The organism is Micromonospora sp. NPDC002717 (assembly GCF_040295705.1).
Taxonomy (GTDB): domain Bacteria; phylum Actinomycetota; class Actinomycetes; order Mycobacteriales; family Micromonosporaceae; genus Micromonospora.
Map to the genome: position 1 here is coordinate 149,108 of NZ_JBEOVW010000012.1, position 23,046 is coordinate 172,153.

The following is a 23,046-nucleotide window of genomic DNA, read 5'->3' on the forward strand; positions in this document are numbered from 1 at the left end:
CCGCCCGCCCCGCCACGAAACGCTCAGACCCGGGTGACGCGTACGGCGTCCGCGACCACGTAGCCGGTGCCCGAGGTCCACCGGCTCACACCCACCTTGTTGCCGTCGCCCCGGGCGAGGGTGAAGGTGCCCAGCGAGGACCACTTCCCGCCGTTGCTCCGCTGGTCGACGTGCACCGTCTTGTTGCCCGTCGAGGTGGCCACGATGTAGGGGGTGGCGGCGCTGTTGCCGGTGGACGCCGGGTACCAGACGTCGACCCGGTAGGTACCGGTCTCGGGGACGTCGACCTTGTACCAGGCGACGTCGCTGGCGGCGACCGGGACGGCCCGACGGTAGCTGGTGCCGTACCGGCCGGTGAGGCTGGACGAGACGGCCCAGTTGCTGCTGGCGGTGAAGCGCCCGGCCGTGGTGTTGTCCACCACCGTGCTCCACGGGCTGAAGTACGTCGACCAGAGGTTGTGCGTCGGCCAGCTGGTCACCTGGCGGGAGGCGGCCCACAGCGCGCCGTCGATGTCGCCGTAGTTGAGGCCGGAGGGATCGTCGCGCTGGTTGAACAGCGCCGCCCAGCTCATGCCCTGGTAGCTCTTGACCAGCAGGGTGTAGGTGCCGGCCAGGCTGCCGGTGTGCCAGATGTTGTACTTCGTCCCGCCGCTGGTGGCGAAGGGGCGCACGGCCCAGCCGAGGCCGTAGTACCAGCCGTTGCCGTTCACGCCGGTCGAAGGCACCGCGGTGACCTTGGCCAGCGAGGCGCCGTCGAGCACGCCACCGGCCCCGTCGAGCATGGTGGCCCAGCGGACCATGTCCACCGCCGAGGCGACCCACCCGCCGTTGGCGTCGCGCAGGCTCATGCTGAAGGTGCCGTACGGGGCCGGCACGATGGTGCCCGAGTCGTCCAGCACGGTGCGCCCGGTGTACTGCGACCGGTAGCTGACCTCGCCGGCGAACCGCGTCAGGGCCTTCCCGTGCGCCATCCGAGTGATGCCCAACGGCGCGAGGAGCTTCTGCTTGACGTACGCCTCGTAGGACAGGCCGGTGACCTTCTCGACGACGCGGCCGGCGAGGAAGTAGCCGTAGTTGCTGTACGCCACGGTGCTGCCCGGGTTGTGTTGCAGCGGCTGGCCGGCCATGTAGCGCAGGACGTCCTCCTTGCGCAGCTCCAGCGGCACGCCCAGCGCCTGCGCGATGACGTGGTCCCGGCCGTGCAGGGGATCGAAGGTGAGGTCCCGGTCCCAGCCGCCGAGGTGCTGCAGCAGCCGCCGCAGGGTCACCTGCGGCAGCCTCGGGTCGACGGACTGCCCGGTCGGCGGGATGAAGTCCAGCACCGAGGTCACCGGGTCGTCGAGGCCGACCAGGCCGTCCTGCGCCAGTCGGAGCACCGCCGCCGCGGTGAGCGACTTGCTGAGGCTCGCGATGCGGAACAGTGACGTCGGCTGGATCGTCTCCGCCGAGTTGTTGCCGTAGCCCCGGGCCAGCACGAGCCGGCCGTTGTACGCCACCGCGAGCTGCCCGGCGCTGACACCGCGCGCCTGCATGAACGACTTCATGGCGTCGTCGAAGCTGCTCAGCCCAGCAACCGCGGTGCCGGTGGCGACCCACCCGTCCGCCGCCCGCGCCGGCCCGTGGAGCAGTGTGCCGGCACCGGCGGCACCGGCGCCGGCCGCGCCGACGAGCTTTCCGAACGTCCTCCTGCTGACTGCCCGCACGACATCTCCCCGTGTAGTTGATCTAGCTCGGGAGACCCTACAAGAGGATTCGGGATTGGACAGTCCGGTCGACGGCCGTCACGTCACTTTCGCACCGACCGCCAGTCGTGGGAGGTGAGCGCGTTGGCCTGCGGTCCCATCAGCAACATGCCGCCGTCGACGGGCCAGGACGCGCCGGTGACGTACGCGGCGGCGGGCGAGGCGAGCAGCGCCACCACGGACAACCATACGATGATCCCGGTCCATGCGGGGGATTGCCCACGTCGATGCGCTCTGCCATCCTCCACCGTGGACGCTGCCAGCGACGGTCGCCAATCCGGAGGACCGTGCGGCGGCCCCTATCCGCCGGAGGGACCCTCGTGAAGCGCAGACGTCGCCACCTGCTCGTGGGACTGGCGGTCGGTGCCCTGGTGGCATCGACCGGTCTCGTCGGAATCCACTTCGCCGGCGCCCAGGTGCCGGCTCCCGCCGCCGCGTCCGGCGACGGGGAGATGCCCGGCGCGCTCGGCGCCCACATGGAACGGCTGCGCCAGGCCGTGCCGGGCAACGACGGCATGTCGCCGGACGGCCCGGGCAACGCCGCGCAGCAGGAGTTCCTGGAGCGCGCGTACCCGGCCAACACGATCAGCATCGCCCAGATGGACCGGTCGAAGGCGGCGTACTCGGCCGCGGAGGGGCGCGCCGGCGGCAGCCGGGGCTGGGTCAACGTCGGCCCGAACGAGGCCCTCTACCCGTTCACCGAGTTCCGCAACGCCGGCAACTACGTGCCGAACGCGTACGTCGCGGGCGGCCGGGTCACCTCGATCGACATCGCGCCGGACTGCAGCGCCCTGCTCTGCCGGGCGTACGTCACGCCGGCCGGCGGCGGCGTCTGGGGCACCCTGAACGTCCTCGCGCCCGAGCCGAAGTGGTTCTACCTGGGCGGGCCGCTCGGCATCAACGCCGCCGGCTCGGTCAAGATCGACCGTAACGACAGGACCGGCCTGACCATCTACGTCGGCACGGGCGAGGCGAACACCTGCGCCTCCGGCTGCGTCGCCGGCGTCGGCCTCTACAAGTCCACCAACGGCGGGGTCACCTGGAAGGGCCCGCTGGGCAAGGACGCCCTGGCCGGCAAGGGGATCGGCGAGATCACGATCAAGCCCGGCGACCCGAGGACCCTCTACGTCGCCACCACCACGGCGCTGCGGGGCATGTCCGGCTCCTGCTGCACCGGCGTCACGCGGCCGGTGCCCGACGCCGAGAAGTGGGGCCTCTACAAGTCCACCGACGGCGGCGCGAGCTGGAGGTTCATCCACAACGGCTCGGCCGACGCCACCCAGTGCACCGGCAACGCCGCGGAGTACAACAACACCGCCGCCTGCTCGCCGCGCGGGGTGCGCTACGTCAAGCTCGACCCGCGCGACGCGAACGTCGTCTACGCCTCCTCGTACGCCCGGGGCGTGTGGCGCTCGGCGGACGCCGGCGCCACCTGGACGCAGATCAAGCCGTCGCTGAACCCGGCCGTCTTCCAGACCCGGGCCGCGATCGACGTGACCGCCCTGCCGAACGGCAAGACCCGGATGTACGTCTACGAGGGCAACATCGGCAACCCGTACTCGCGGCTGTTCCGCAGCGACGACGTGGCCGGCGGCGCCCCCGCGTTCACCGACCTGACCAGCGCCAACCCGGCCGACCCGGGCTTCGCGACCTACAACCAGTGCACCGGCCAGTGCTGGTACGACGTCTTCGTGCACACCCCGGCCGGGCATCCGGACATCGTCTACACCGGCGGCGCCTACGTCTACGGCGAGACCGTCGCCCACAAGCGGGCGGTGGTGCTGTCCACCGACGCGGGGGTCAGCGGCACCGACATGACCTACGACGGCACCGACGAACTGCACCCCAACGGCCTGCACCCCGACCAGCACGCGCTGGTCACCAACCCGCGCAACCCGTACCAGTTCTTCGAGGCCAACGACGGCGGCGTGATGCGCTCCAGCGGCCAGTTCGTGGACCGGTCGGCCTGGTGCGACAACCCGGACCGCAACCTGGCCACGCAGGCGCAGAAGGACCGCTGCAAGCAGATGCTGTCGCGGATCCCGTCGAAGCTGGACGGCATCAACAAGGGCATGAACACGCTGCAGTTCATCAGCCTGTCGGCCAGCCCGCACGACCACACGCTGCTGCAGGGCGGCACCCAGGACAACGGCACCTGGGAGAACAAGGGCCAGCGCAACCGCTGGGTCAACACGATGATCGGTGACGGCGGCGCGTCGGGCTTCGACGTCGGCAAGCCGGAGTTCCGCTTCCACACCTTCTACGACGCCTCGCCCGAGGTGAACTTCGACAACGGGGACGTGGGCGGCTGGATCTCGATCTCCGACCCGATCTTCGGGCACCCGGGCACCCTGTTCTACGCCCCGGTGATCAGCGACCCGAAGGTCAGCGGCACGATGTTCGCCGGCACCTCCCGCACCGTCTACCGGACCAAGACGTTCGGCCTGGGCGACCGGAGCCTGGCGGAGGCCGACCGGATCTGCAACACCTGGACCGGCACCTTCGAGGCGCAGTGCGGCGACTTCGCGCCGCTGGGCACGGTCAACCTGACCGACGCCGCGTGGGGCGACCGGGCCGGCGGCGCCGTCTCGGTGGTCGAGCGGGTCGCCACCGACTCGTCCACCGCGTACGCGGCCACCAGCACCGGGCGGGTGTTCGTGTCCCGCAACGTCGACGCCGAGCCGGCCTCCGCGGTCACCTGGACGCGGATCGACACCGCCGCCACGCCCAACCGCTTCGTCACCAGCATCCACGTCGACCCGGCCGACCCGGCCCGGGCATGGATCTCCTACAGCGGCTTCAACTCGAACACCCCGGCCACCCTCGGCCACGCGTTCGAGGTGAAACTGGCCGGCGCCGGCGCGACCTGGGCCGACCGGTCGTACGACTTCGGCGACCAGCCGATCACCGACCTGGTCCGCGACGACGTCACCGGCGACCTCTACGCGGCCACCGACTTCGGTGTCCTGCGGCTGGCCAGGGGCAGCACGACCTGGGTGAAGGCGGCCCGCGGCATGCCGAACGTCGAGGTCGCCGGGCTGACCGTCGTGCCCGGCAAGCGGGTGCTCTACGCCGCCTCGCACGGCCTGGGCGCCTGGCAGCTCGCGCTCTGAGGAAGTCGACCATCGGCAACGACAGGGTGAGGGGCCGCGCGAGCGGCCCCTCACCGCTGCCCGAGGCGGCCGGCCGGGCCTGGCGCACCCTCGGCGCGGCGTTCGTCCTGCTCGTCTTCGTCCCGCCGCTGCTGCTGCTGGTCTCCGGCTCGCTCACCGAGCCCGGCCTGCCCCCGCCGCCCACGCCGCGGCTGGTGCCGGAGCCGGTCTCCACCGTCGGCTACCAGCAGGCCGTCGAGTGGGGCGGGCTGCTGCGGGCCTCGCTCAACTCGGTCCTGGTCGCGGTCGTCGCGGTGCCGCTGAGCGTGCTCGTCGCCGCGCTGGCCGGCTTCGCGCTGGCCCGGCTCGCCCCGCGCACCACCGGCGTCGTCGTGGCGGCCTCCCTGGTCGCGCTGATGGTGCCGGCCACGGCGCTGCTGGTGCCCCGCTTCGCGATCTTCCGGATGCTCGGCCTGACCGATACCCTGGTGCCGTTGATCGCCCCGGCGTTGCTGGGCACCTCGCCGCTCTACGTCCTGGTCTACTACCTGGCCTTCCGGGCGCTGCCGGCGGACCTCTACGACGCCTGCCTGGTGGAGGACCTCTCGCCGATGCGCACCTGGTGGCGGGTCGCCCTCCCGCTGGTCCGCCCGGTCACCGCCGGCCTCACCGCGCTCACCTTCGTGCTCACCTGGTCGAACTTCCTCGACCCGCTGGTCTACGTCTACGACCGCGACCTGTTCACCCTGCCGCTGGCACTGCGCTCCCTGTCGGTGCTGGACCCGACGAACTTCCCGGTGTTCCTGGCCGGCGCGGTGCTGGCCACGGTGCCGGCCCTGGCCGTCTTCGTGCTCGCCCAGCGGCGCTTCCTCCACCACGACGACCCGACGGGACGAGACTGACGATGCGACCGGAGAGAGAACCGACGATGAGACCGAAGGCGCTGCTCGCCCTGCTGCTCGCCGCCGTGCTGGCCGCCTCCGGCTGCGGTTCCGGCTCCGGGTCGTCCGACGACGGCCCGGTGCGGCTGCTGGTCTTCGGCGCGCCGGAGGAACTCGCCGCCTACCGCACCCTCGTCGAGGCGTACGAGAAGGCGCGTCCCGGGGCCGACGTGCAGCTCGTCGAGGCCAGCGACCGCAAGGACCTGCTGGCCCGGCTGGCCACCTCGGTGGCCGGCGGCGCCCCGCCGGACCTGTTCCTGATGAACTACCGCTTCTACGGCCAGTTCGCCGCCAAGGACGTCATCGAACCGCTGGACGACCGGCTCGCCGCCTCCGACGCCGTCGACCCGGCCGACTACTACCCCGTGGCGTGGAACGCGTTCCGGTGGAAGGGCCGGCAGCTCTGCCTGCCGCAGAACGTCTCCAGCCTCGCCGTCTACTACAACCGCACCCTCTTCGCGAAGTACGGCGTGCCCGAGCCGAAGGCCGGCTGGACCTGGAACGACCTGCTCACCACCGCGTCCGCGATGACCCGCGACTCCCGCGGCGTGGTCGTCAAGGCCACCGAGAGCGAGGGCGCGGCGCTGCGGCCCGCCGTGCACGGCCTCGGCGTCGAGCCGTCGATCATCCGGCTCGCCCCGTTCGTCTGGTCCAACGGCGGCCAGCTCGTCGACGACCCGGCGAGGCCGACGCGCCTGACCCTGGACACCCCGCCCGCCCGGGAGGCGCTGAAGAACCTGGTCGACCTGCGGCTGGCGTACGGGGTGGTGCCCACCGACGAGGAGGTGGAGGCCGAGGACGACGAGTCGCGGTTCGCCAACGGCCGGCTCGCCATGCTGATGAGCTCCCGCCGCTCCACCACCACGTTCCGCTCCATCACCGGCTTCGAGTGGGACGTCGCCCCGCTGCCCGTCTACAAGGAGCAGGTCGGGGTGCTGCACTCGGACGCGTACTGCATGACCCGGGGCGCGAAGCGCAAGGACGCCGCGTGGCGGTTCCTGGAGTTCGCCATCGCCGAGGAGGGCCAGCGCATCATCGCCGCCACCGGCCGCACCGTACCGTCCCACATCGGGGTGTCGCAGTCGCCGGCGTTCCTCGGCCCGGCCCAGCCGCCGCGCAGCGCGAAGGTCTTCCTCGACGCCATCCCCACCGTCCGGGCGCTGCCCACCGTCTCCACCTGGCCCGAGATCGAGGACGTGACGTACGGCATCCTGGAGAACGCCATGCACCGGGGCGACCGGCTCGACGACGTGATCCGCGACCTCGACCAGCAGACCCGCCCCCTGTTCGCCCGCGGCGAGCACGGGTGAGCGACCCCGGCCTCGCCCTGGCAGGCGTCTCCGCCGCCTACCGCGGCTCGACGGTGCTGCACGAGGTGGACCTGACCGTCGCCCGGGGGGAACTGCTGGTGGTGCTCGGCCCGTCGGGGGCCGGCAAGTCGACCGTGCTGCGGGTGGTCGCCGGCCTGGAACCGGTCACCGCCGGCCGGGTCCGCATCGCCGGCCGGGACGTCACCGCCGACCGTCCCGGCCGGCGCAACGTGTCGATGGTGTTCCAGTCGTACGCGCTCTTCCCCCACCTGACCGTCGCCGAGAACATCGCCTTCGGCCTCGAGGTGCGCGACACCCCCCGCGCGGTCGCCCGGGACCGGGCCCGCGCGGCCGCCGAGACCGTCGGCTGCGCCGCTCTGCTGGACCGGCGGCCCGGGCAGCTCTCCGGCGGGGAGCGGCAGCGGGTGGCGCTGGCCCGGGCACTGGTCCGCGAGCCCGACGTGTTCCTGCTCGACGAGCCGCTGTCCAACCTCGACCTGGCGCTGCGGGTGGAGATGCGCGCCGAGCTGCGCGCCCTGCACGACCGGCTGGGCGCCACCATGGTCCACGTCACCCACGACCAGACCGAGGCCCTGGTGCTCGCCGACCGGATCGCCGTGCTGCGCGACGGGCGGATCGAGCAGGTCGGCACGCCCGACGAGATCTGGCACACCCCGGCCAGCAGCTTCGTCGCCCGCTTCGTCGGCTCCCCGGCGATGAACCTGCTCCCGGCCGCGGGGGCGCTCGTGCCGTCGGGCAGCGCGCCCGTCCCGGCCGCCGAGGAGCTGGAGATCGGCTTCCGGCCCGAGGCGGTCACCCTCGACGCCGCCGACGGAGCGGACGCCACCGTCGACCGGGTCGAGGTGGTCGGCGAGGACGCGTACGCGTACCTGACCCTCGCCGGCGGGCACCGGGTCGTCGCCCGGGTGCCCGCGCCCCGCCGGCCCGAGCGCGGCGCGGCGGTACGCGTCGGCGTGCGCTGGGCCGACGTGCACGTCTTCCACGCCGACTCCGGCCGCCGGTACGCCCCGTGACGACCACGGACCGCCGCTCCCGCCGGCAGTTGGCGCTGATGCTGGCGCCGTACCTGGTGGGCCTGGTCGGGCTGGTGCTGCTGCCCGCGGCGGTCACCCTGGCGCTGGCCTTCACCGAGTACGACCTGCTGCGCCCGCCACGCTGGGTGGGGCTGGCCAACCTCACCGCGCTGGTCGACGATCCGGTGTTCCGGGTGGCGCTGACCAACTCGCTGGTCTTCGCGCTGGTGGCCGTACCGCTGCGGGTGCTCTTCGCGCTCGGCCTGGCGCTGCTGCTGCACCGCCGGGCGCTCGGGGTCGGTCCCGCCCGCACGGCGGCGGTGCTGCCGACGGCGGTGCCCGAGATCGCCTACGGGCTGCTCTGGCTGTGGCTGCTCAACCCGCTCTACGGCCCGATCAACCAGCTCCTGCGCACCGGCGGGGAGAACGGCCTGACCGCGCTGGGCCGCACCCCGCCGCAGTGGCTCACCGACCCGACCGACGCCCGGGCCGCGATCATCCTGATGAGCCTGTTCACCATGGGGGAGACGTTCGTGGTGCTGCTGGCCGCCCGCCGCGCGCTGCCCCGCGACGTCTACGAGATGGCCGCGATCGAGGACGCCACCGGCTGGGACGTGTTCCGCCGGGTCACCCTGCCGCTGATGGCGCCGGTGCTCGGGCTGCTGGCGGTGCGCGACGCCATCCAGAGTCTGCACTTCACGTTCGTGCCGGCGTTCGTGGTCACCGACGGCGGCCCGCCCCCTTATGCCACCACCTACCTGTCGCTGTTCGTCTACCGCACCGGCTTCGAGTACCTGCGCTACGGCTACGCGGCCGCCGCGACCCTGGTGATGATGCTGCTGACCGTGGCGGCGGTGCTGGTGCAGTGGCGGCTCATCCGCCGCTACCGCGCGTTCTACCGCCTCTGAGGACCCGGCGCGGGCCCGAAAATCCCGGGCGCCGGCCCCGGACGCCGTGACATGATCGCGCACTGCGCCGACCGGTTGGCGGTGCGCGAGGAGGTCGGCATGGAGTTCGAGGTACGCCGGATCGGGCCGGAGTCGACCGCCGAGGCGGCTGCCGTGCTCGCCGACGCCTTCGACGGGTACCCCTGGATGGCCTGGACGGTGGCGGCCGACCGGCACCGGGAGCGGCTGGAGGCGATGTTCGCCGGCACCGTCGACGCGGTCGGGCTGCCGTACGGCGACGTCTGGGCGGCGGTGGACCCCGCCGGCCGGCCCGCGGCGGTGGCAGTCTGGCTGCGCCCGGACCGGCCGGTGCCGGACGAGGTCTGGGCCGGCGTCGCGGCGCGCAACGCCGAGCTGGCCGGCGATCGGCACGCGGCGCTGCGCGCCGCCGACGCGGCCTGTGCCTCGCTGCGGTCGGCCGAGCCGGCGTTCCTGCTCGCCACCGTCGGCGTGCGTCGGGTCGACCAGGGCCGGGGGCTGGGTGCCCGGGTGCTGCGGCCGGGCCTGGCCGAGGCCGACCGTGCCGGCCTGCCGGCGGTGCTGGAGACCTCGTCGGAGCCGAACGTGCGGTTCTACCAGCGGCTCGGTTTCGCCGTGACCGGGCAGGTCGAGGTGCCTGACGGCGGTCCCCGTGTGTGGGCGATGCGCCGGCCGGCCGGGCGGGCCGACACCGGGACGCGGGTGTAAGGGGCGCTCGCCCGGGTAGCCGCCGGGAATGGAGCTGGTCGAGGAGTCGCCGTACCGTTTCCGGATCGATCGGCACGACCCGATGCGGGTGCCGGGAGTGGTGTTCGCGTCCCGGTCGTTGCTGCCCGACGCCGGGGCGGACAAGTCGCTGGAGCAGGTCGCGAACGTCGCCACGCTGCCCGGCATCGTCGACGCCTCGTACGCCATGCCGGACGTGCACTGGGGCTACGGGTTCCCGATCGGCGGGGTGGCCGCCACCGACGTCGCGCACGGCGGCGTGGTCTCGCCCGGCGGGGTGGGCTTCGACATCTCCTGCGGGGTCCGGCTGCTCGCCGCCGACCTGGACCGCGACGGGCTGCGGCCCCGGCTCGACGCGCTGATGGACGGGCTGGGTGAGGCCACCCCGCGCGGGATGGGCAAGGGTGCGGTGTGGCACCTGTCCTCGCGTCAGGAACTCGACGCGGTGCTGCGCGGCGGCTCCCGGTACGCGGTCGAGCGCGGCTTCGGCGTCGAGCGGGACCTGCACCGCTGCGAGGACTACGGCGCCGTCGGCGACGCCAATCCGGCCGAGGTCAGCGAGCGGGCGATCGAGCGCGGCGCGCGCCAGGTCGGCAGCCTCGGCTCCGGCAACCACTTCCTCGAGGTGCAGGCCGTCGAGGAGGTGTACGACGACACCGCCGCCACCGCCTTCGGGCTGCGCCGCGGCCAGGTCTGCGTGATGATCCACTGCGGGTCGCGGGGGCTGGGCCACCAGATCTGCACCGACTACGTCCGCGCGATGGAGAAGGTGATGGCCCGGCACAACATCCACGTGCCGGACCGGCAGCTCGCCTGCGCCCCGGTCTCCTCCCACGAGGGCCGCGCCTACCTGGGCGCGATGGCCGCCGCCGCCAACTACGCCCGCGCGAACCGGCAACTGCTGGCCGATGCCGCCCGGAAGGTCTTCGCCCGGGTGACCGGCAGCCGGCTGGACCTGGTCTACGACATCTCGCACAACCTCGCCAAGATCGAGGACCACGACGTCGACGGCGAGCGGCGCGCGCTCTGCGTGCACCGTAAGGGCGCCACGCGCGCGCTGCCCCCGGGGCACGCCGACCTGCCCGACGACCTGCGCGACGTCGGCCAGCCGGTGCTGATCCCCGGCTCGATGGGCACCGGCTCGTTCGTGCTCACCGGCGTGCCGGGGGCGCCGGCGTTCGCCTCCACCTGCCACGGGGCCGGGCGGGTGCAGAGCCGCAAGCAGGCCGTGAAGGCCGAGCGCGGCCAGGACCCGCGCGGCCAGTTGGAGGCGCAGGACATCGCGGTGCGCGGCGCGTCCCGGCGTGGCCTGGCCGAGGAGATGCCGTCGGCGTACAAGGACGTCTCGGCGGTGGTGGCGGCGGCCGAGGGTGCCGGGCTGTGCCGGAAGGTGGCCCGGCTGGTGCCGCTCGGCGTGGTGAAGGGCTGAGCCGGCGGCTCACACGTCGAGGGTCACCGCGCAGGACCAGCCCCCGCCGTCGCGGCCGAAGCGCAGCTCGTGCAGGGAGACGGCCTTCGGCACCGCGCCGACCAGCTCGACGGCGTCGGTGCCCGCCGTGCGCCAGCGCACCGTCAGGCCGCCGGCGCCGTCGTCGGCCACCTCGGTGTGCAGCGGCAGCTCGCCCTCCGTCTCCATCCGGAAGATCACCTCGTCGAGTACGGCCACCAGCAGGTCCTCGTCGTCGCCGGCCGGCGCACGGAACTCCCGCTCGCCGCCCGGTGCCGCCCCGGCGGGGTCGACGAACGTCCCGACCTGCGCGGCGACCGCCTCGGCCACGCACTCCTCCCGGGTCGGCGCCCACGCCTCGATGCGGACGTCGGCGGTGTGCGGCACGCAGCGGTGCCCGCGCTCGGGTCGTCGCTCCATGCTTCGATCATCCGTCACCGGGCCGCCGCGCGCGGGCCGGTCGACGCAGGCCGGGGCGGGCTCGACGCAGGCCGGGGCGGGCTCGACGCAGGCCGGGGCGGGCTCGGCGCAGGCCGGGGCGGGCTCGGCGCAGGCCGGGGCGGGCTCGGCGCAGGCCGGGGCGGGCTCAGTGCAGGCCGAGGCGGGCGATGGGCTCGACGAGTTCGCGTTCCTCGTAGGCGAGGTGGGACAGCAGCGTGTCGCTGAGCAGGTCGACGGCCGCGCGGAGTTCGGCCATCCCGTCGGAGACGGAGACGAACGCGACGAGGGCGCGGTCGACCCGCTCCAGGACGTCGTGGATGGCGTGGTGCTCCTGCTCCAGCCGGTCGATGACCGGTGCGAGGCGGGGGTCGCCGGCGCGCAGGTGCGGGAAGATCCCCCGGTCCTCCAGGGTGTGGTGGGTGGTGACCACCCGGCAGTACGACTCGCAGTAGGTGCCCAGCGTCCACTTGTTCTGCCGGATCGTCATGGTGTTGATGTGCGAGCGGGCCGTGCCCGCGTCGAGCAGCCCGGCGCCCACCTGCTCGACGAGGTCGTACAGGCGGGCGAGTTCCGCCCGCAGCCCGTCGTGCACGTCGACGAGGTGCTGGGCGCTGGCCTGGTCGTGCGGGGTGTAGGTGCGGGTGGGGTCCGGCGCGGGGCCGGTCGGCCGGGTGGTCTCGTCCCAGACCCGGATCGCGCTGCGGCGGACGCCGTCGTCGGGCGTCGGGACGACCGCGAAGGCTCCCGTCCCGGCGGGCGGGCGTTCGACCGGCGGCTCCGTCGGGGCGGTCACCGGCACCGGTTCCGGCGTGTCGGGCGCGGTGGCGGCGGTGCGCTCGGCGGCCACGAGGTCGCGTACGGCGGGGGCGACCTCGGCGGCGAAGCGCCGCAGGTCCTCGGGGTCGTCGCTGCCGAGGATGAAGGTGCTGATCCCGTCGCCGAGCGCGAGGTCGGCGAGTTCCTCCGCCCACTGCTCGGGCGGGCCCTGCAACAGGCCGCGGCCGACCGGGGTGAAGCGGCCGGTCACGTTGAGCAGCCGGCGGACGTCGCCGGGGGACCGGCCCGCCTCCCGGGCCGCCTCGTCGATGGCGGCGTTGCCCCGGGCGAGGTCGCCGGGCTGGAGGTAACCCAGCGACGGCAGCCACCCGTCGGCCCGGCGCCCGGTCAGGGCCAGCATGCGCGGCTTGTACGCGCCGAGCCAGATGCCCACGTCGTGGGCGGGTGCGGGGCCGCGCTTCGCCCCGACCACCCGGTGGAACTCGCCGTCGACCCGGACGCCGCCGCGCGCGTCGACGTCCCAGACCTGACGGATGACCTCGATCGCCTCCTCCAGGGCCCGCACGCCCTGCCCGGCGGAGAGCCGACGCCCGCCCATGGCCTCGATGGCCTCCCAGAACGCGCCGGCGCCCAGGCCCAGCTCGATCCGGCCGCCGGTGAGCAGGTCGAGGCTCGCCACGCTGCGGGCCAGGACGGCCGGCGGGCGCAGCGGCAGGTTCGTCACGTTCGCGGCCAGCCGGACGGTGCGGGTCCGGGCCGCCACGAAGCTCATCAGCGTCCACGTGTCCAGGAACGCCGGCTGGTACGGGTGGTCCTGGAAGGTGACCAGGTCGAACCCGACCTGCTCGGCCAGCACGGCGAGGCCCACCACCCGGCCTGGGTCGGCGTTGGCGGGTGTCAGGAACGACCCGAAGGTCAACGGGTGCCCGTAGTCGCCCATGTCCGCCTCGTCCCCCTGTCCCGCGGCTGCGCCGAGCCGCACGGCAGATGGTATGCCGGGCGCGGACGTCGCCCGCCCCCGACCGACGATCCCGAGGGCGGGGCGGGGCGGGGCGGGGCGGGGGCCGGGCAGGGGCCCCGGTGGCCCGGCGGAGGGCTGCCCCGCGGCGGGGCGTTGACGCCGGTGGATAGGCCTCCTAGGGTCCTTAACGGACCGGACCGTTATGTGCCCTCCCCGAGCCGTGTGCTCGTCGCGCGACGGGTCGGTCCCGGATTCCGGGGAGGCAGTCAGATCGCCCGGGTGCCTTCGCTGCAATTCCGGATCCGACCGTTACGGCTCGACCGCCGGTGCCTCCGGCGGTCGCGGGAAGAGGAGCAGGCGCTTATGACGAACCGCCGCACGTTGATCCGCTACGCCGCCGCCCTCGCGGTGGCCCCGGCCGTCCCCGCCGCCTGGCCCGCGCCGCCCGCGTCGGCCGAGCCGGCCGCCGGGGTGACCGTCGACCCCTTCGGCATCCCGCTGCGCGACGTCCTGCTCATCGGCGGGGCCGTCGCACCCGGCCCGGACGGCAGGCCGGTGCTCTGGTCCGCCGTCTCCGGCGAGCCGGCCCGGCTCGCCGCCATCGACCCGGCGACCGGCCGGACGGTCTCCGACCAGGAACTCACCGGCGCACCCGGCTCGTACGCGGTGGCGGCCGCGCCCGACGGCACCGTCTACGTCGGCGCGTACAGCACCGGCGACCTGTACCGCCGCCGGCCCGGCCCGGACAGTCCCGTCGAGAACCTCGGCCGGCCACTGCCGTCGGAGACGTACATCTGGCGGATCGCCGTGGACGACGCGGGCGTCGTGTACGGCGGCACCTTCCCCGGCGCCCGGGTCTTCGCCCACGACCCCGCCACCGGAGCGACCCGGGACTACGGCCAGGTCCTCCCCGGCGCGCAGTACGTCCGCAGCCTCGCCGTCACCGCCGACAAGGTCTACGCCGGCACCCAGCCGGACGCCCACCTCTTCGAGATCGACAAGGTCAGCGGCGAGATCCGGGAGCTGCCCCTGCCCGACGGGCTCGGCGCTGGCACCGGCCAGACGGTGTACGACCTGAACGCCCACGACGGGCGGGTGTACGCCCGGTTCGGCTCCGCCATCAACGGCCGGCTCGGCGTGTACGACATCGCCCAGGGGCGGTGGACCGACCTGATCGACGACGTCGCCGGGCTGGACGTCTCCGCGCCCGGCCCCGGCGGCCTGGTCTACCTCACCCGCGCCGGCCGGCTCACCGGCTACCACCCGGGCACCGGGACGTTCACCGACACCCCGCTGGTCTTCCCGGGTCGGGTGGTCAACAACCGGGGCATCGGCTGGGTCACCCTCGCCGACCGGGACTGGCCGGGCCGCACGCTGGTCGGGCTGCTCTGGCGGGGCGACATGTTCCGCTGGAACCCGGTCACCGGCCGCGCCGACGTGGTGCAGACGGACGTGCCCGGCGAGCCCATCCCGATCGCCGCGCTGCACGTCGGCGCCTCCGGCGCGGTCTGGGTCGGCGGCTACCTCAACGGCGGCCTCGCCCGCGTCGACCCGGACACCGGGGTGTCGACGTTCCAGCGTTTCGCCCAGGTGGAGAGCGTGCTGGAGAGCGGCGGCCAGGTGTGGCTGGGGGCGTACCCGGACTCGCGGCTCTACCGGTACGACCCGACGAAGCCGTGGAGCAGCCCCGAGTACTCGCCCGGCCTGCCCGGCAGCGCCGACAACCCGGTGAAGCTGCTCGACCTGAAGGCCGCCGACCAGGTGCGGGCGCGGGCGCTGACCGACGCCGGGGACAGCGTCGCCTACGGCACGATGCCCAACACCACCCTCGGCGGGGCGCTGGCCGTCGTGGAGAAGGCCACCGGAGCGGCGCGCGTGCACCGGCCGGTCGTGACCGACCAGTCGATCGTCAGCCTCACCCACGTCAACGGCCTGATCGTGGGCGGCACCTCGATCTCCGGCGGGTACAGCGTCCCTGCGCCCACCCAGACCGAGGCGCGCCTCTTCGGCTGGGACGTCGCCACCGACAGCGAGGCGTTCCAGTTCGTCCCGGTGCCGGGCGCGACGGCGATCCCCGCCCTGGCGGTGGACCGGAGCGGCCTGCTGTGGGGGCTGGCCGGCGGTCAGCTCTTCGCCGTCGACCTGGCCACCCGCTCGGTCAGCCAGCGCGTCCAGCTCGCCCCGGGGGTCGCCGACAGCCGCGCCAAGCTCGGCTACGACGCACCCCGCCACCTGCTGTACGCGCTGGTCCGCGGGCGGCTGCTGGTCCAGGTGGACCTCGCCACCGGCGCGACGCGGCAACTGCTGGACCAGCCGGCGGAGTTCCTCGCCGTGCACCCGGACGGGCGGCTCTTCGTCGGCGCCGGCGAGCACCTGCACCGGATCACCGTGACGGGCTGACCCCCGACGCGGCCGGTGGGCCGGCGACCTCCTCCGATCGCCGGCCCGCCTGCCGTCGTGCCGGTGCCTAGAGCTGGATGCGGACCAGGTTGCGGCCGCGCAGCGCGTAGAGCGCCGAGCCGTCCGGGGCGGCGGTGAGCAGCGCCCCGCCGCCGTACCACTGCGCGTTCAGGCCGGTGACGAACGGGGTGACCGTCATCGTCGCCGGGTCGAGCTGCCACACGTCCCTGCCGTTGGTGCCGTAGACCGTCGCGCCGACCTGCACCAGGGTGCTCTGACCCGAGGCGACGGCGGCGGTCGACACGACCTGGCGGGTGCGCCGGTCGACGGCGAAGAGCACGCCGGTCTCGGTGAGGCCGATGACGCGGTCGCCGGTGGCCACGAGGTCGACGATCTGCTTCGCGCCGGGAACCGGGGTGATCTCCCAGGTCTTCGTCCGGCTGGCGAGGTCGAAGCCGGCGAGCCGGGCCTCGGTGGCGCGCGGGGTGGTGCCGAAGCCGCCGTTGACGCTGCTGCCGAGGAAGGCGGTGCCGTGCTTCACCGCCACCGACCGGATCGACTGGTCGGCGACGACGTCGCGGTGCACGTCCAGGGCCCCGGTGCGGGGGTCGTAGAGGCTGACCGCGCCGCCGTACCGGCCGTAGTCCGGTTCGGTGCCGACGACGAGCAGCCTGTCGGCGGGGGACCAGGTGGCGTCGAGCGGCCGGGTCTGTTCCGCGCCGATCGCGGCGACCCGGCGCGGGTCGCCGTCGGGCGCCATCCGGAACAGGTACGCCAGCGTGTAGACCGACATCCAGATCTCGCCCGCGACGGGCGTCATGGCCTTGGCCTCGCCGGGCAGGAACCGCCGGGTGGAGGTGCCCGCCGCCAGGTCGTGCACCTGCACGCCGGCCTTGCCGGAGACGTACACCCGGGGGCCGTCGGTGGCGATCGCCATGGCCAGTTCCGGCGCCGGCGGCATGCCGGCCTGGGTGAGGTCGACGCCGGTCAGCTCCCCGGTGTTCAGGTCGTAGGTGACCACGGTGTTGGTGACGACGCCGCGCAACTGGTCGCCGGTGACGAAGATCCGGCCGAAGGAGGCGCCGTCGTAGGGCACGGCGAGGGTGCTGAGCTGCCCGGTGTCCCGGTCGTACCTGCGCAGCGTGCCCGAGGGGCGGGTGCCGAGGTAGACGTCGTTGCGTGCCGGGTCGACGGCGATGGCGGTGATGAAGCTGTCCGGCGTCTGCACCACCTCGTACCGCGACGGGTTCGCGGTGTCGATCAGCAGCATGGTGCCGGTGGGGGAGAGGGCCGCGGCGAGGAGGCCGTTCTCCAGGGCGAGGGTGCCGACGAAGGTGCGGTCGGCGAACTCGGGCGGCAGGAGTTCCCGCTTCGCGCCGGTGGCCCGGTCGATCGCGATCAGGTGGGCGTGCGCCCCGACGCCGGCGTAGATGGTCGTCGCGTCGACGGCGATGCTGCGCACGTACTGCTCGCCGGGCACCGCGACGCCGTAGTCGCGGGTGGCGCCGGTGGCGGGGTCGTAGGAGAAGACCCGCCCGCCGGGGTAGGTGCCGCCGTAGACGACGCCGTCGGGCGCGGTGTCCAGGGCCCAGATGTACCGGTCGGGGGAGACGTCGGCGACCTTGGTGACCCCGGTGCCGGTGGTGTCCACCCGGTACAGGTCGCCCGGCTCGTAGGTGCCCACGTACAGGTCGGTGCCGACCGAGGTGGTGGCCCAGGCGCCGCCGCCGGTCGGCAGCTCGTAGCGCTGGTCGACCGTCTGCGCGGCCAGGTCGTAGCCGCCCACCACGACCGGGTTCACGCCGCCGGTCGCGGTGTAGATCGTCCCGTCGATCAGCTCGGAGCCGTTGACCGAGGTGACCTCGGAGGCGGGCCCGAGGTCGGTGACGGTGCCGGGCGGGGACGCCTGGGCGTGGGCGGGCCCCGCCGGGACCGCCAGGGTGGCGGCGGCCAGCAGCAGGGCCGCGGTGAGCGCGGTACGTCGCAACACGACCTCCAGAGTCTCAGGTTTCGGTCCGGGCTCTAACCGTCACAGCCCACCACGCGGATGGTGTCGTGTCGAGCCCTCGGCGCGGACTCCGCGCCGGATGGGCGCAGGCATTCATCGGTGCCTCTAGAGTTCCGGACGCCACCGTAATAGGGTGCCGGGCATCGTCGAACGTGGAGGTCGCGTCGTGTCGCCGTTACGTCGTCCCCTTGTGCCCGCCGTCGTCCTGGCGCTCGCCGCCGCCCTGCTGCCCACCGCCCCCGCCACGGCCGTGCCGGCCGCCCCCGCCCCCGGCGCGGTCACCGACTTCGGGGTCCAGCAGACCGCCCTCACCGTCTTCGAGGGCCACTACGGCACCGGCGCCGCCGGCCGGCCCGTCGTCTACGGGGTCCAGATGGGCTCGCCCGGGGTGCTCAGCGTGGCCGACCCGGTGACCCGGGAACTGCTCGACACCGCCTACCTGCCCGACTCCTCCGGCGCCTGGGGCATCACGCAGGCCGGCGACGGCACCGTCTACGCGGGCAGCTACCCCAACGCCCACCTCTACTCGTACGACCCGGACACCCGGGCCACCGTCGACCTCGGCGCGCCCGTGCCGGGGCAGACCGTTCTCTACGGCCTGCGCCCCGGTGCCGACGGCCGGGTCTACGGCGGCACCTACCCCGGGGCGCACGTCTTCTCGTACGCGCCCGGGGAGGGGTTCCGTGACCACGGCCGGATGCACCCCGGCGAGCAGTACGTGATCGACGTGGCGGTCGACGCCGCGCGGAACGTGCTGTGGGCGGCGGTCGGCACGGGCGGCCACCTGATCCGCCTCGACCTGACCACGGGGGAGAAGCGGGACATCTGGCCGGAGGCGCTGCGCGGCGACCCGAACCACCCGTACGACATCAACCTGGTCGGCGGGAAGCTCTTCGTCAAGCGCAGCAAGCTCCAGGCGCTCGTGCTCGACCCGGACACCGGCGCCGTCCTGGCCGACGGCTTCACCATGGGCTCCCGGGGCACCTCGCCGCTCGCCCCCGACGGCCGGTCGGTCTACTTCACCTCCGGCACCGACCTCTGGCGCTACGACCTGCCGACCGACGCCGCCGGGCCGGTGCGCGACGCCGCGGGCGCGCCGGTGCGCAGCGACGGGGCGGGCATCGGCTTCGGCTTTCTCGACGGCCAGCTCTACGCCGTTATCGGCAACTACGCCGGGCAGGCGCTGCGGTACGACCCGGCGACCGGCGCCAGCGAGCGCTACCGGCTGCCGTTCCCGCCGCAGGCGCTGGACATCAACAACATCACCGCCGGCCCGGACGGCCGGATCTGGACGAACCTCTACATCAACGGCAACCTCGCCGTGCTCGACCCGGCCACCGGCGCCGCGACGAACGTGGGCCGGCTCGGGCAGGCCGACGGCTTCGGCTGGCACGACGGGAAGATGTACCAGGGCGTCTACCCGTACGGCGGGGTACTCGTCTACGACCCCACCCAGCCGTACCGCCTCGGCACCAATCCGCGCGAGCTGTTCCGGCTGCAACCCGAGGGCCAGAACCGCCCGATCGCCTTCGCCTCGGCCGGCAGCCGGGTCTACGTCGGCAGCACGCCCGACTACGGCCTCTGGGGCGGCGCGCTGACCGTGTACGACACCGCGACCGGCGCCCGCACCACCCGCCGGGACATCGTCGCCGACCAGGGCGTGATCAGCCTGGCCGTGGTCGGCGACCGGCTCTGGGCCGGCACGACGGTCAGCGGCGGCGGGGGCACCGTGCCGCGCGCCACGGAGGCGAAACTGTTCACCGCCGACCTGGTGACCGGCGAGAAGACGGCCGAGTACACCCCGGTGCCGGGCGCCGACGCGATCACCTCGGTCGTCGCCGGGCCGGACGGCATGATCTGGGGACTCGCCGACGGCGAGGTGTTCGTGCTCGACCCGGCGACCGGCGCGGTGACCCACCGCGTCGACATGCCCGGCGGCTACTCCGGGGTGGCCGACGAACTGCTCGTCAGCTCCGCCGACGAGCACGTCTACGCCTCGCTCGACGGCTACCTGCTGAAGATCGACCCGCTGTCGAAGGCGGTGCGGGTGATCCGGGACGCGGAGACCTACCGGCTGACCCAGGACGGCCAGGGCAACCTGTGGTTCCGCAACGGGGTCAAGGCGCCCAACCGGGCGGTCCAGTACGGCTCGCACCTGCTGCGGTACGTGCCCGAGGCGGACGCCTGCCCGCGCTCCGACCTGCGCCGTCAGGTGTACGCGGGCGGCGCGACCGCCGTGCCGAACCGGTACGCCGACGGCGGGTGCACGGTCAACGACCTGATCCGCGACGAGGCCGACTGGGGCAGCCACGGCGCGTTCGTCGCGCACGTCGCCTCGGTCACCGACGGGCTCGTGGGATCCGGCGTGCTGGACGACGCCGAACAGGACGCCATCGTGGCGGCCGCCGCCGCCTCCTCCGTCGGCCGCTAGGCGGTCGCGCGGCGTTTCCTGCGGGCGTCGTGGGCGAGGGCCCGGGCGGTGTACGCCGTCCGGGCCCCGCCGTGTGCTCGACCCCGACGCGCCGCCGCGCGCACCGCCGTTGCGGTCGGGGAAGTCCCGGAGCCGCCCCGGAGATCCGCCGTAGCCGCTGGCCGGCACCCCGATAGGAAGGAAGGCTACAGGTACCCAATCTACTGGAGGTGCCGCCGTGCCGACCCGACGACGATCCCTGGGCCGCGTGCTCGTCGGCGTGCTCGCCGTGATGCTCGTGCTCTGCTGCGGCGGGGCGGCCGTGGGCGGCTGGGCCCTGGCGCGCGGCGGCACCGACACGGTCGGGCAGGTCGACTTCGTCCGCCCTCTGGCCGTGCCGCCGCTGGCGACGTCGCGGGTCGACGGCCAGGGGCGGCGGGTGTTCGACCTGCTCGCCCGCGACGGCCGGCGCGACTTCCGCGGCGACGGCCGGCTGACCCGCACCGCCGGGTTCGACGGCGACTTCCTCGGGCCGACCCTGCGCGCCAAGCGCGGCGAGCGGGTGGTGGTGAACGTGGTGAACCGGCTCGCCGAGGAGACCAGCGTGCACTGGCACGGCATGCACCTGCCGGCCCGGATGGACGGCGGCCCGCACCAGCCGATCCGGCCCGGCGCCACCTGGTCGCCGACGTGGACGGTCGACCAGCCGGCCGCCACTCTCTGGTACCACCCGCACCCGCACGGCGCGACCGAGGAACACGTCTACCGCGGGCTCGCCGGCATGTTCATCCTCGACGACGACCGGGAGGCGGCCCTGCCGCTGCCCCGCCGCTACGGCGTGGACGACGTGCCGGTGATCGTGCAGGACCGCAACTTCTCCCGCAGCGGCGAGTTCAAGAAGACCCGAAACGCGATCGCGGGCATCGGGGTGCTCGGCGACACCCTGCTGGTCAACGGCACCGTCGGGCCGTACCTGGACGTGACCACCGAGCGCGTCCGGCTGCGCCTGCTCAACGGCTCCACCGCCCGCACGTACGACTTCGGCCTGGCCGACGACCGGCCGTTCGCGCTGATCGGCAGCGACGGCGGGCTGCTGCCGCGCACCGCCCGGGTGAACCGGGTACAGCTCTCCCCGGGCGAGCGCGCCGAGATCGTGGTGGACGTCCGCCCGGGGGAGCGGGTGACCCTGCGCAGCACTCCGCCCGACCTCGGCGCCGGCGTGCTGGCCGACCGGTTCGCCGGCGGCGCGGACCGCTTCGACGTGCTGCAACTGCGCGCCGCCGGCACCCTCGCGGCGTCGCCGCCGGTGCCCGACACCCTCGTCCCGATCGACCGGCTGGACCCTGCGTCCGCCGGCGAGACCCGGCGGTTCACCCTCACCGGCCGTAGCATCAACGGCCGCTCGATGGAGATGGACCGGATCGACTTCGCCGCCACGAAGGACGCCACCGAGGTCTGGGAGGTGGTCAACCAGGACGGCGCCCCGCACAACTTCCACGTGCACGACGTGCAGTTCCAGGTGCTCTCGGTCGGCGGTCAAGCCCCGCCGCCCGCGCTGGGCGGCTGGAAGGACACCGTCTACCTCGCGCCCCAGCGGCCCGTCCGGCTGATCCTGCGCTTCACCGACCACGGTGACCCGGACGTGCCGTACCTGTTCCACTGCCACCTGCTCTACCACGAGGACGCCGGCATGATGGGCCAGTTCGTGGTGGTGGAACCGGGCCAGCGCGCCGGTACCCCACCCCGGCCCGGCGCCCAGGCCGGGCACGACTGAGTCTGTCGCACCCGCTCGTTACCCTGCCGGCATGATCATGGACGACGCGGACGCCACCACCGTACGGTTCCTCCGGATGATGCGGGCCACCCTGCGCGAGGAGAAGGTCGGCGAGGACACCCTGGGGCGCACGGTCGAGCTGGCGCGCGCCTGGGGCACGAGCGAGGCCGCCGACGCGCAGCTGCGCGCGGCGCTGCGCCGGCTGCACGGCGAGTCCCCGGATTCCGGCGACCCCCGGCAGGTGGCCGACGAGTGCGTCGGCCTCGACCCGGACGGCGTGCCGGACCCGGCTACGGCGGCGCGGGGCCGGGCGATCGGCCGGTTCGCCGCCAACGCCCGGCGGCTGCGCGAGGGCGAGATCGGCCCCGCCGAGTTCGACCGGATCGTGGGGGAGGGCCGGGAGGGCTGACGGTCGCGGGCCGACGGCGTACGGTCGGGCGGGTGCGGATCACCAAGTTCACCCACGCCTGCGTCCGGCTGGAGCACGACGGCGGCGTGCTGGTCATCGACCCGGGCACGTGGAGCGAGCCGCGCGCCCTGGCCGGCGCGGACGCCGTGCTGGTCACCCACGAGCACACCGACCACGTGGACGTGCTCCGGCTGGCCGGCCTCGGGGTGCCGGTCTTCGCGCCCGAGGGCGCGGCGCTGCCCGATCTGGTCCCACTGCCCGTGACCCGGGTGCGCGCCGGGGAGCGGTTCACCGCCGCCGGCCTCACCGTGACCGCGCTCGGCGGCCGGCACGCCGCCATCCACGGCGGTCAGCCCGACTGCGCCAACCTGGGCTACCTGGTCGGCGACGAGGTCTACCACCCGGGAGACTCCCTGTACCCGCCGGACCGGCCCGTGCGGACCCTGCTCGTCCCGGCGCAGGCGTCCTGGCTGAAACTGACCGAGGCGATCGACTTCGCCCTGACCGCCGGGGCGGAGCGGGTGTTCCCGATTCACGACGCCCAGCTCAACGACCGGGGGCTGGCCAGCGTGAACGGCTGGTTCACCGAGACCGTGCCCGGCTACCGCTTCCTGGCGCCGGGGGAGTCCGCCTGAGCGGCCGTCTCCT

The 23,046-nt window shown here is 74.1% G+C and carries 17 protein-coding genes; 12 read left to right on the top strand and 5 right to left on the bottom strand.

Annotated features, from left to right (window positions below; translation table 11 throughout):
* Window positions 1-23: 23 nt before the first annotated feature.
* Window positions 24-1,703: a serine hydrolase gene (locus tag ABT006_RS19690; RefSeq protein WP_350708256.1), complete on the bottom strand. Its 1,680-nt coding sequence runs from the start codon at window positions 1,701-1,703 to the stop codon at window positions 24-26.
* An 83-nt stretch (window positions 1,704-1,786) separates the two neighbouring features.
* Entirely contained in the window at window positions 1,787-1,927 is a 141-nt protein-coding gene (locus tag ABT006_RS19695; RefSeq protein ID WP_350708257.1) for a hypothetical protein, read from the bottom strand.
* Window positions 1,928-2,062: 135 nt separating this feature from the next.
* Here ABT006_RS19695 and ABT006_RS19700 point away from each other — a divergent pair, with 135 nt between their 5' ends.
* The 7 genes from ABT006_RS19700 to ABT006_RS19730 all read left to right on the top strand — a co-directional run bounded on the left by ABT006_RS19700 (window position 2,063) and on the right by ABT006_RS19730 (window position 11,200).
* On the top strand, window positions 2,063-4,855 hold the full coding sequence (locus ABT006_RS19700; RefSeq protein ID WP_350708259.1) for a beta propeller repeat protein: 2,793 nt from the start codon (window positions 2,063-2,065) through the stop codon (window positions 4,853-4,855).
* Between the two features lie 26 nt (window positions 4,856-4,881).
* Window positions 4,882-5,736 (top strand): carbohydrate ABC transporter permease, encoded by an 855-nt coding sequence (locus ABT006_RS19705; protein WP_350708261.1) that lies wholly within the window; start codon window positions 4,882-4,884, stop codon window positions 5,734-5,736.
* Between the two features lie 26 nt (window positions 5,737-5,762).
* On the top strand, window positions 5,763-7,085 hold the full coding sequence (locus ABT006_RS19710; RefSeq protein WP_350708263.1) for an ABC transporter substrate-binding protein: 1,323 nt from the start codon (window positions 5,763-5,765) through the stop codon (window positions 7,083-7,085).
* The gene (locus ABT006_RS19715; RefSeq protein ID WP_350708264.1) at window positions 7,082-8,119 is read left to right on the top strand and encodes an ABC transporter ATP-binding protein; all 1,038 of its coding nucleotides are present in this window, start codon (window positions 7,082-7,084) and stop codon (window positions 8,117-8,119) included. The genes ABT006_RS19710 and ABT006_RS19715 overlap by 4 nt, the downstream gene beginning before the upstream one ends.
* Window positions 8,120-8,157: 38 nt before the next feature.
* Window positions 8,158-9,027 carry a carbohydrate ABC transporter permease gene (locus ABT006_RS19720; protein WP_350708366.1) on the top strand — a complete coding sequence of 290 codons (870 nt, stop codon included), beginning with the start codon at window positions 8,158-8,160 and terminating at the stop codon, window positions 9,025-9,027.
* 99 nt (window positions 9,028-9,126) lie between these two features.
* The gene (locus ABT006_RS19725) at window positions 9,127-9,753 is read left to right on the top strand and encodes a GNAT family N-acetyltransferase (RefSeq protein WP_350708368.1); all 627 of its coding nucleotides are present in this window, start codon (window positions 9,127-9,129) and stop codon (window positions 9,751-9,753) included.
* A 28-nt stretch (window positions 9,754-9,781) separates the two neighbouring features.
* Window positions 9,782-11,200 carry an RtcB family protein gene (locus tag ABT006_RS19730; RefSeq protein WP_350708266.1) on the top strand — a complete coding sequence of 473 codons (1,419 nt, stop codon included), beginning with the start codon at window positions 9,782-9,784 and terminating at the stop codon, window positions 11,198-11,200.
* 9 nt (window positions 11,201-11,209) lie between these two features.
* Here ABT006_RS19730 and ABT006_RS19735 read toward each other — a convergent pair whose 3' ends face one another.
* Window positions 11,210-11,638, bottom strand: a complete 429-nt coding sequence (locus tag ABT006_RS19735) for an archease (RefSeq protein ID WP_350708267.1) — start codon at window positions 11,636-11,638, stop codon at window positions 11,210-11,212.
* Window positions 11,639-11,804: 166 nt separating this feature from the next.
* Window positions 11,805-13,376, bottom strand: a complete 1,572-nt coding sequence (locus tag ABT006_RS19740; RefSeq protein ID WP_350708269.1) for an LLM class flavin-dependent oxidoreductase — start codon at window positions 13,374-13,376, stop codon at window positions 11,805-11,807.
* A gap of 384 nt (window positions 13,377-13,760) precedes the next feature.
* Here ABT006_RS19740 and ABT006_RS19745 point away from each other — a divergent pair, with 384 nt between their 5' ends.
* Window positions 13,761-15,797, top strand: a complete 2,037-nt coding sequence (locus tag ABT006_RS19745) for a ligand-binding sensor domain-containing protein (protein WP_350708271.1) — start codon at window positions 13,761-13,763, stop codon at window positions 15,795-15,797.
* A gap of 67 nt (window positions 15,798-15,864) precedes the next feature.
* On the opposite strand, the gene ABT006_RS19750 is transcribed toward ABT006_RS19745, so the two are convergent.
* Window positions 15,865-17,787, bottom strand: a complete 1,923-nt coding sequence (locus ABT006_RS19750) for a hypothetical protein (RefSeq protein ID WP_350708273.1) — start codon at window positions 17,785-17,787, stop codon at window positions 15,865-15,867.
* 184 nt (window positions 17,788-17,971) lie between these two features.
* On the opposite strand from ABT006_RS19750, the gene ABT006_RS19755 reads away from it, so the two are divergent.
* The 4 genes from ABT006_RS19755 to ABT006_RS19770 all read left to right on the top strand — a co-directional run bounded on the left by ABT006_RS19755 (window position 17,972) and on the right by ABT006_RS19770 (window position 23,033).
* Window positions 17,972-20,236 (top strand): hypothetical protein, encoded by a 2,265-nt coding sequence (locus ABT006_RS19755; protein WP_350708275.1) that lies wholly within the window; start codon window positions 17,972-17,974, stop codon window positions 20,234-20,236.
* A 217-nt stretch (window positions 20,237-20,453) separates the two neighbouring features.
* Window positions 20,454-21,989, top strand: coding sequence for a multicopper oxidase family protein (locus tag ABT006_RS19760; protein ID WP_350708276.1), 1,536 nt, complete (start codon window positions 20,454-20,456; stop codon window positions 21,987-21,989).
* Between the two features lie 31 nt (window positions 21,990-22,020).
* Entirely contained in the window at window positions 22,021-22,398 is a 378-nt protein-coding gene (locus tag ABT006_RS19765; RefSeq protein ID WP_350708278.1) for a hypothetical protein, read from the top strand.
* Between the two features lie 32 nt (window positions 22,399-22,430).
* Window positions 22,431-23,033 carry an MBL fold metallo-hydrolase gene (locus tag ABT006_RS19770; protein WP_350708280.1) on the top strand — a complete coding sequence of 201 codons (603 nt, stop codon included), beginning with the start codon at window positions 22,431-22,433 and terminating at the stop codon, window positions 23,031-23,033.
* The last annotated feature ends 13 nt before the right edge of the window (window positions 23,034-23,046 follow it).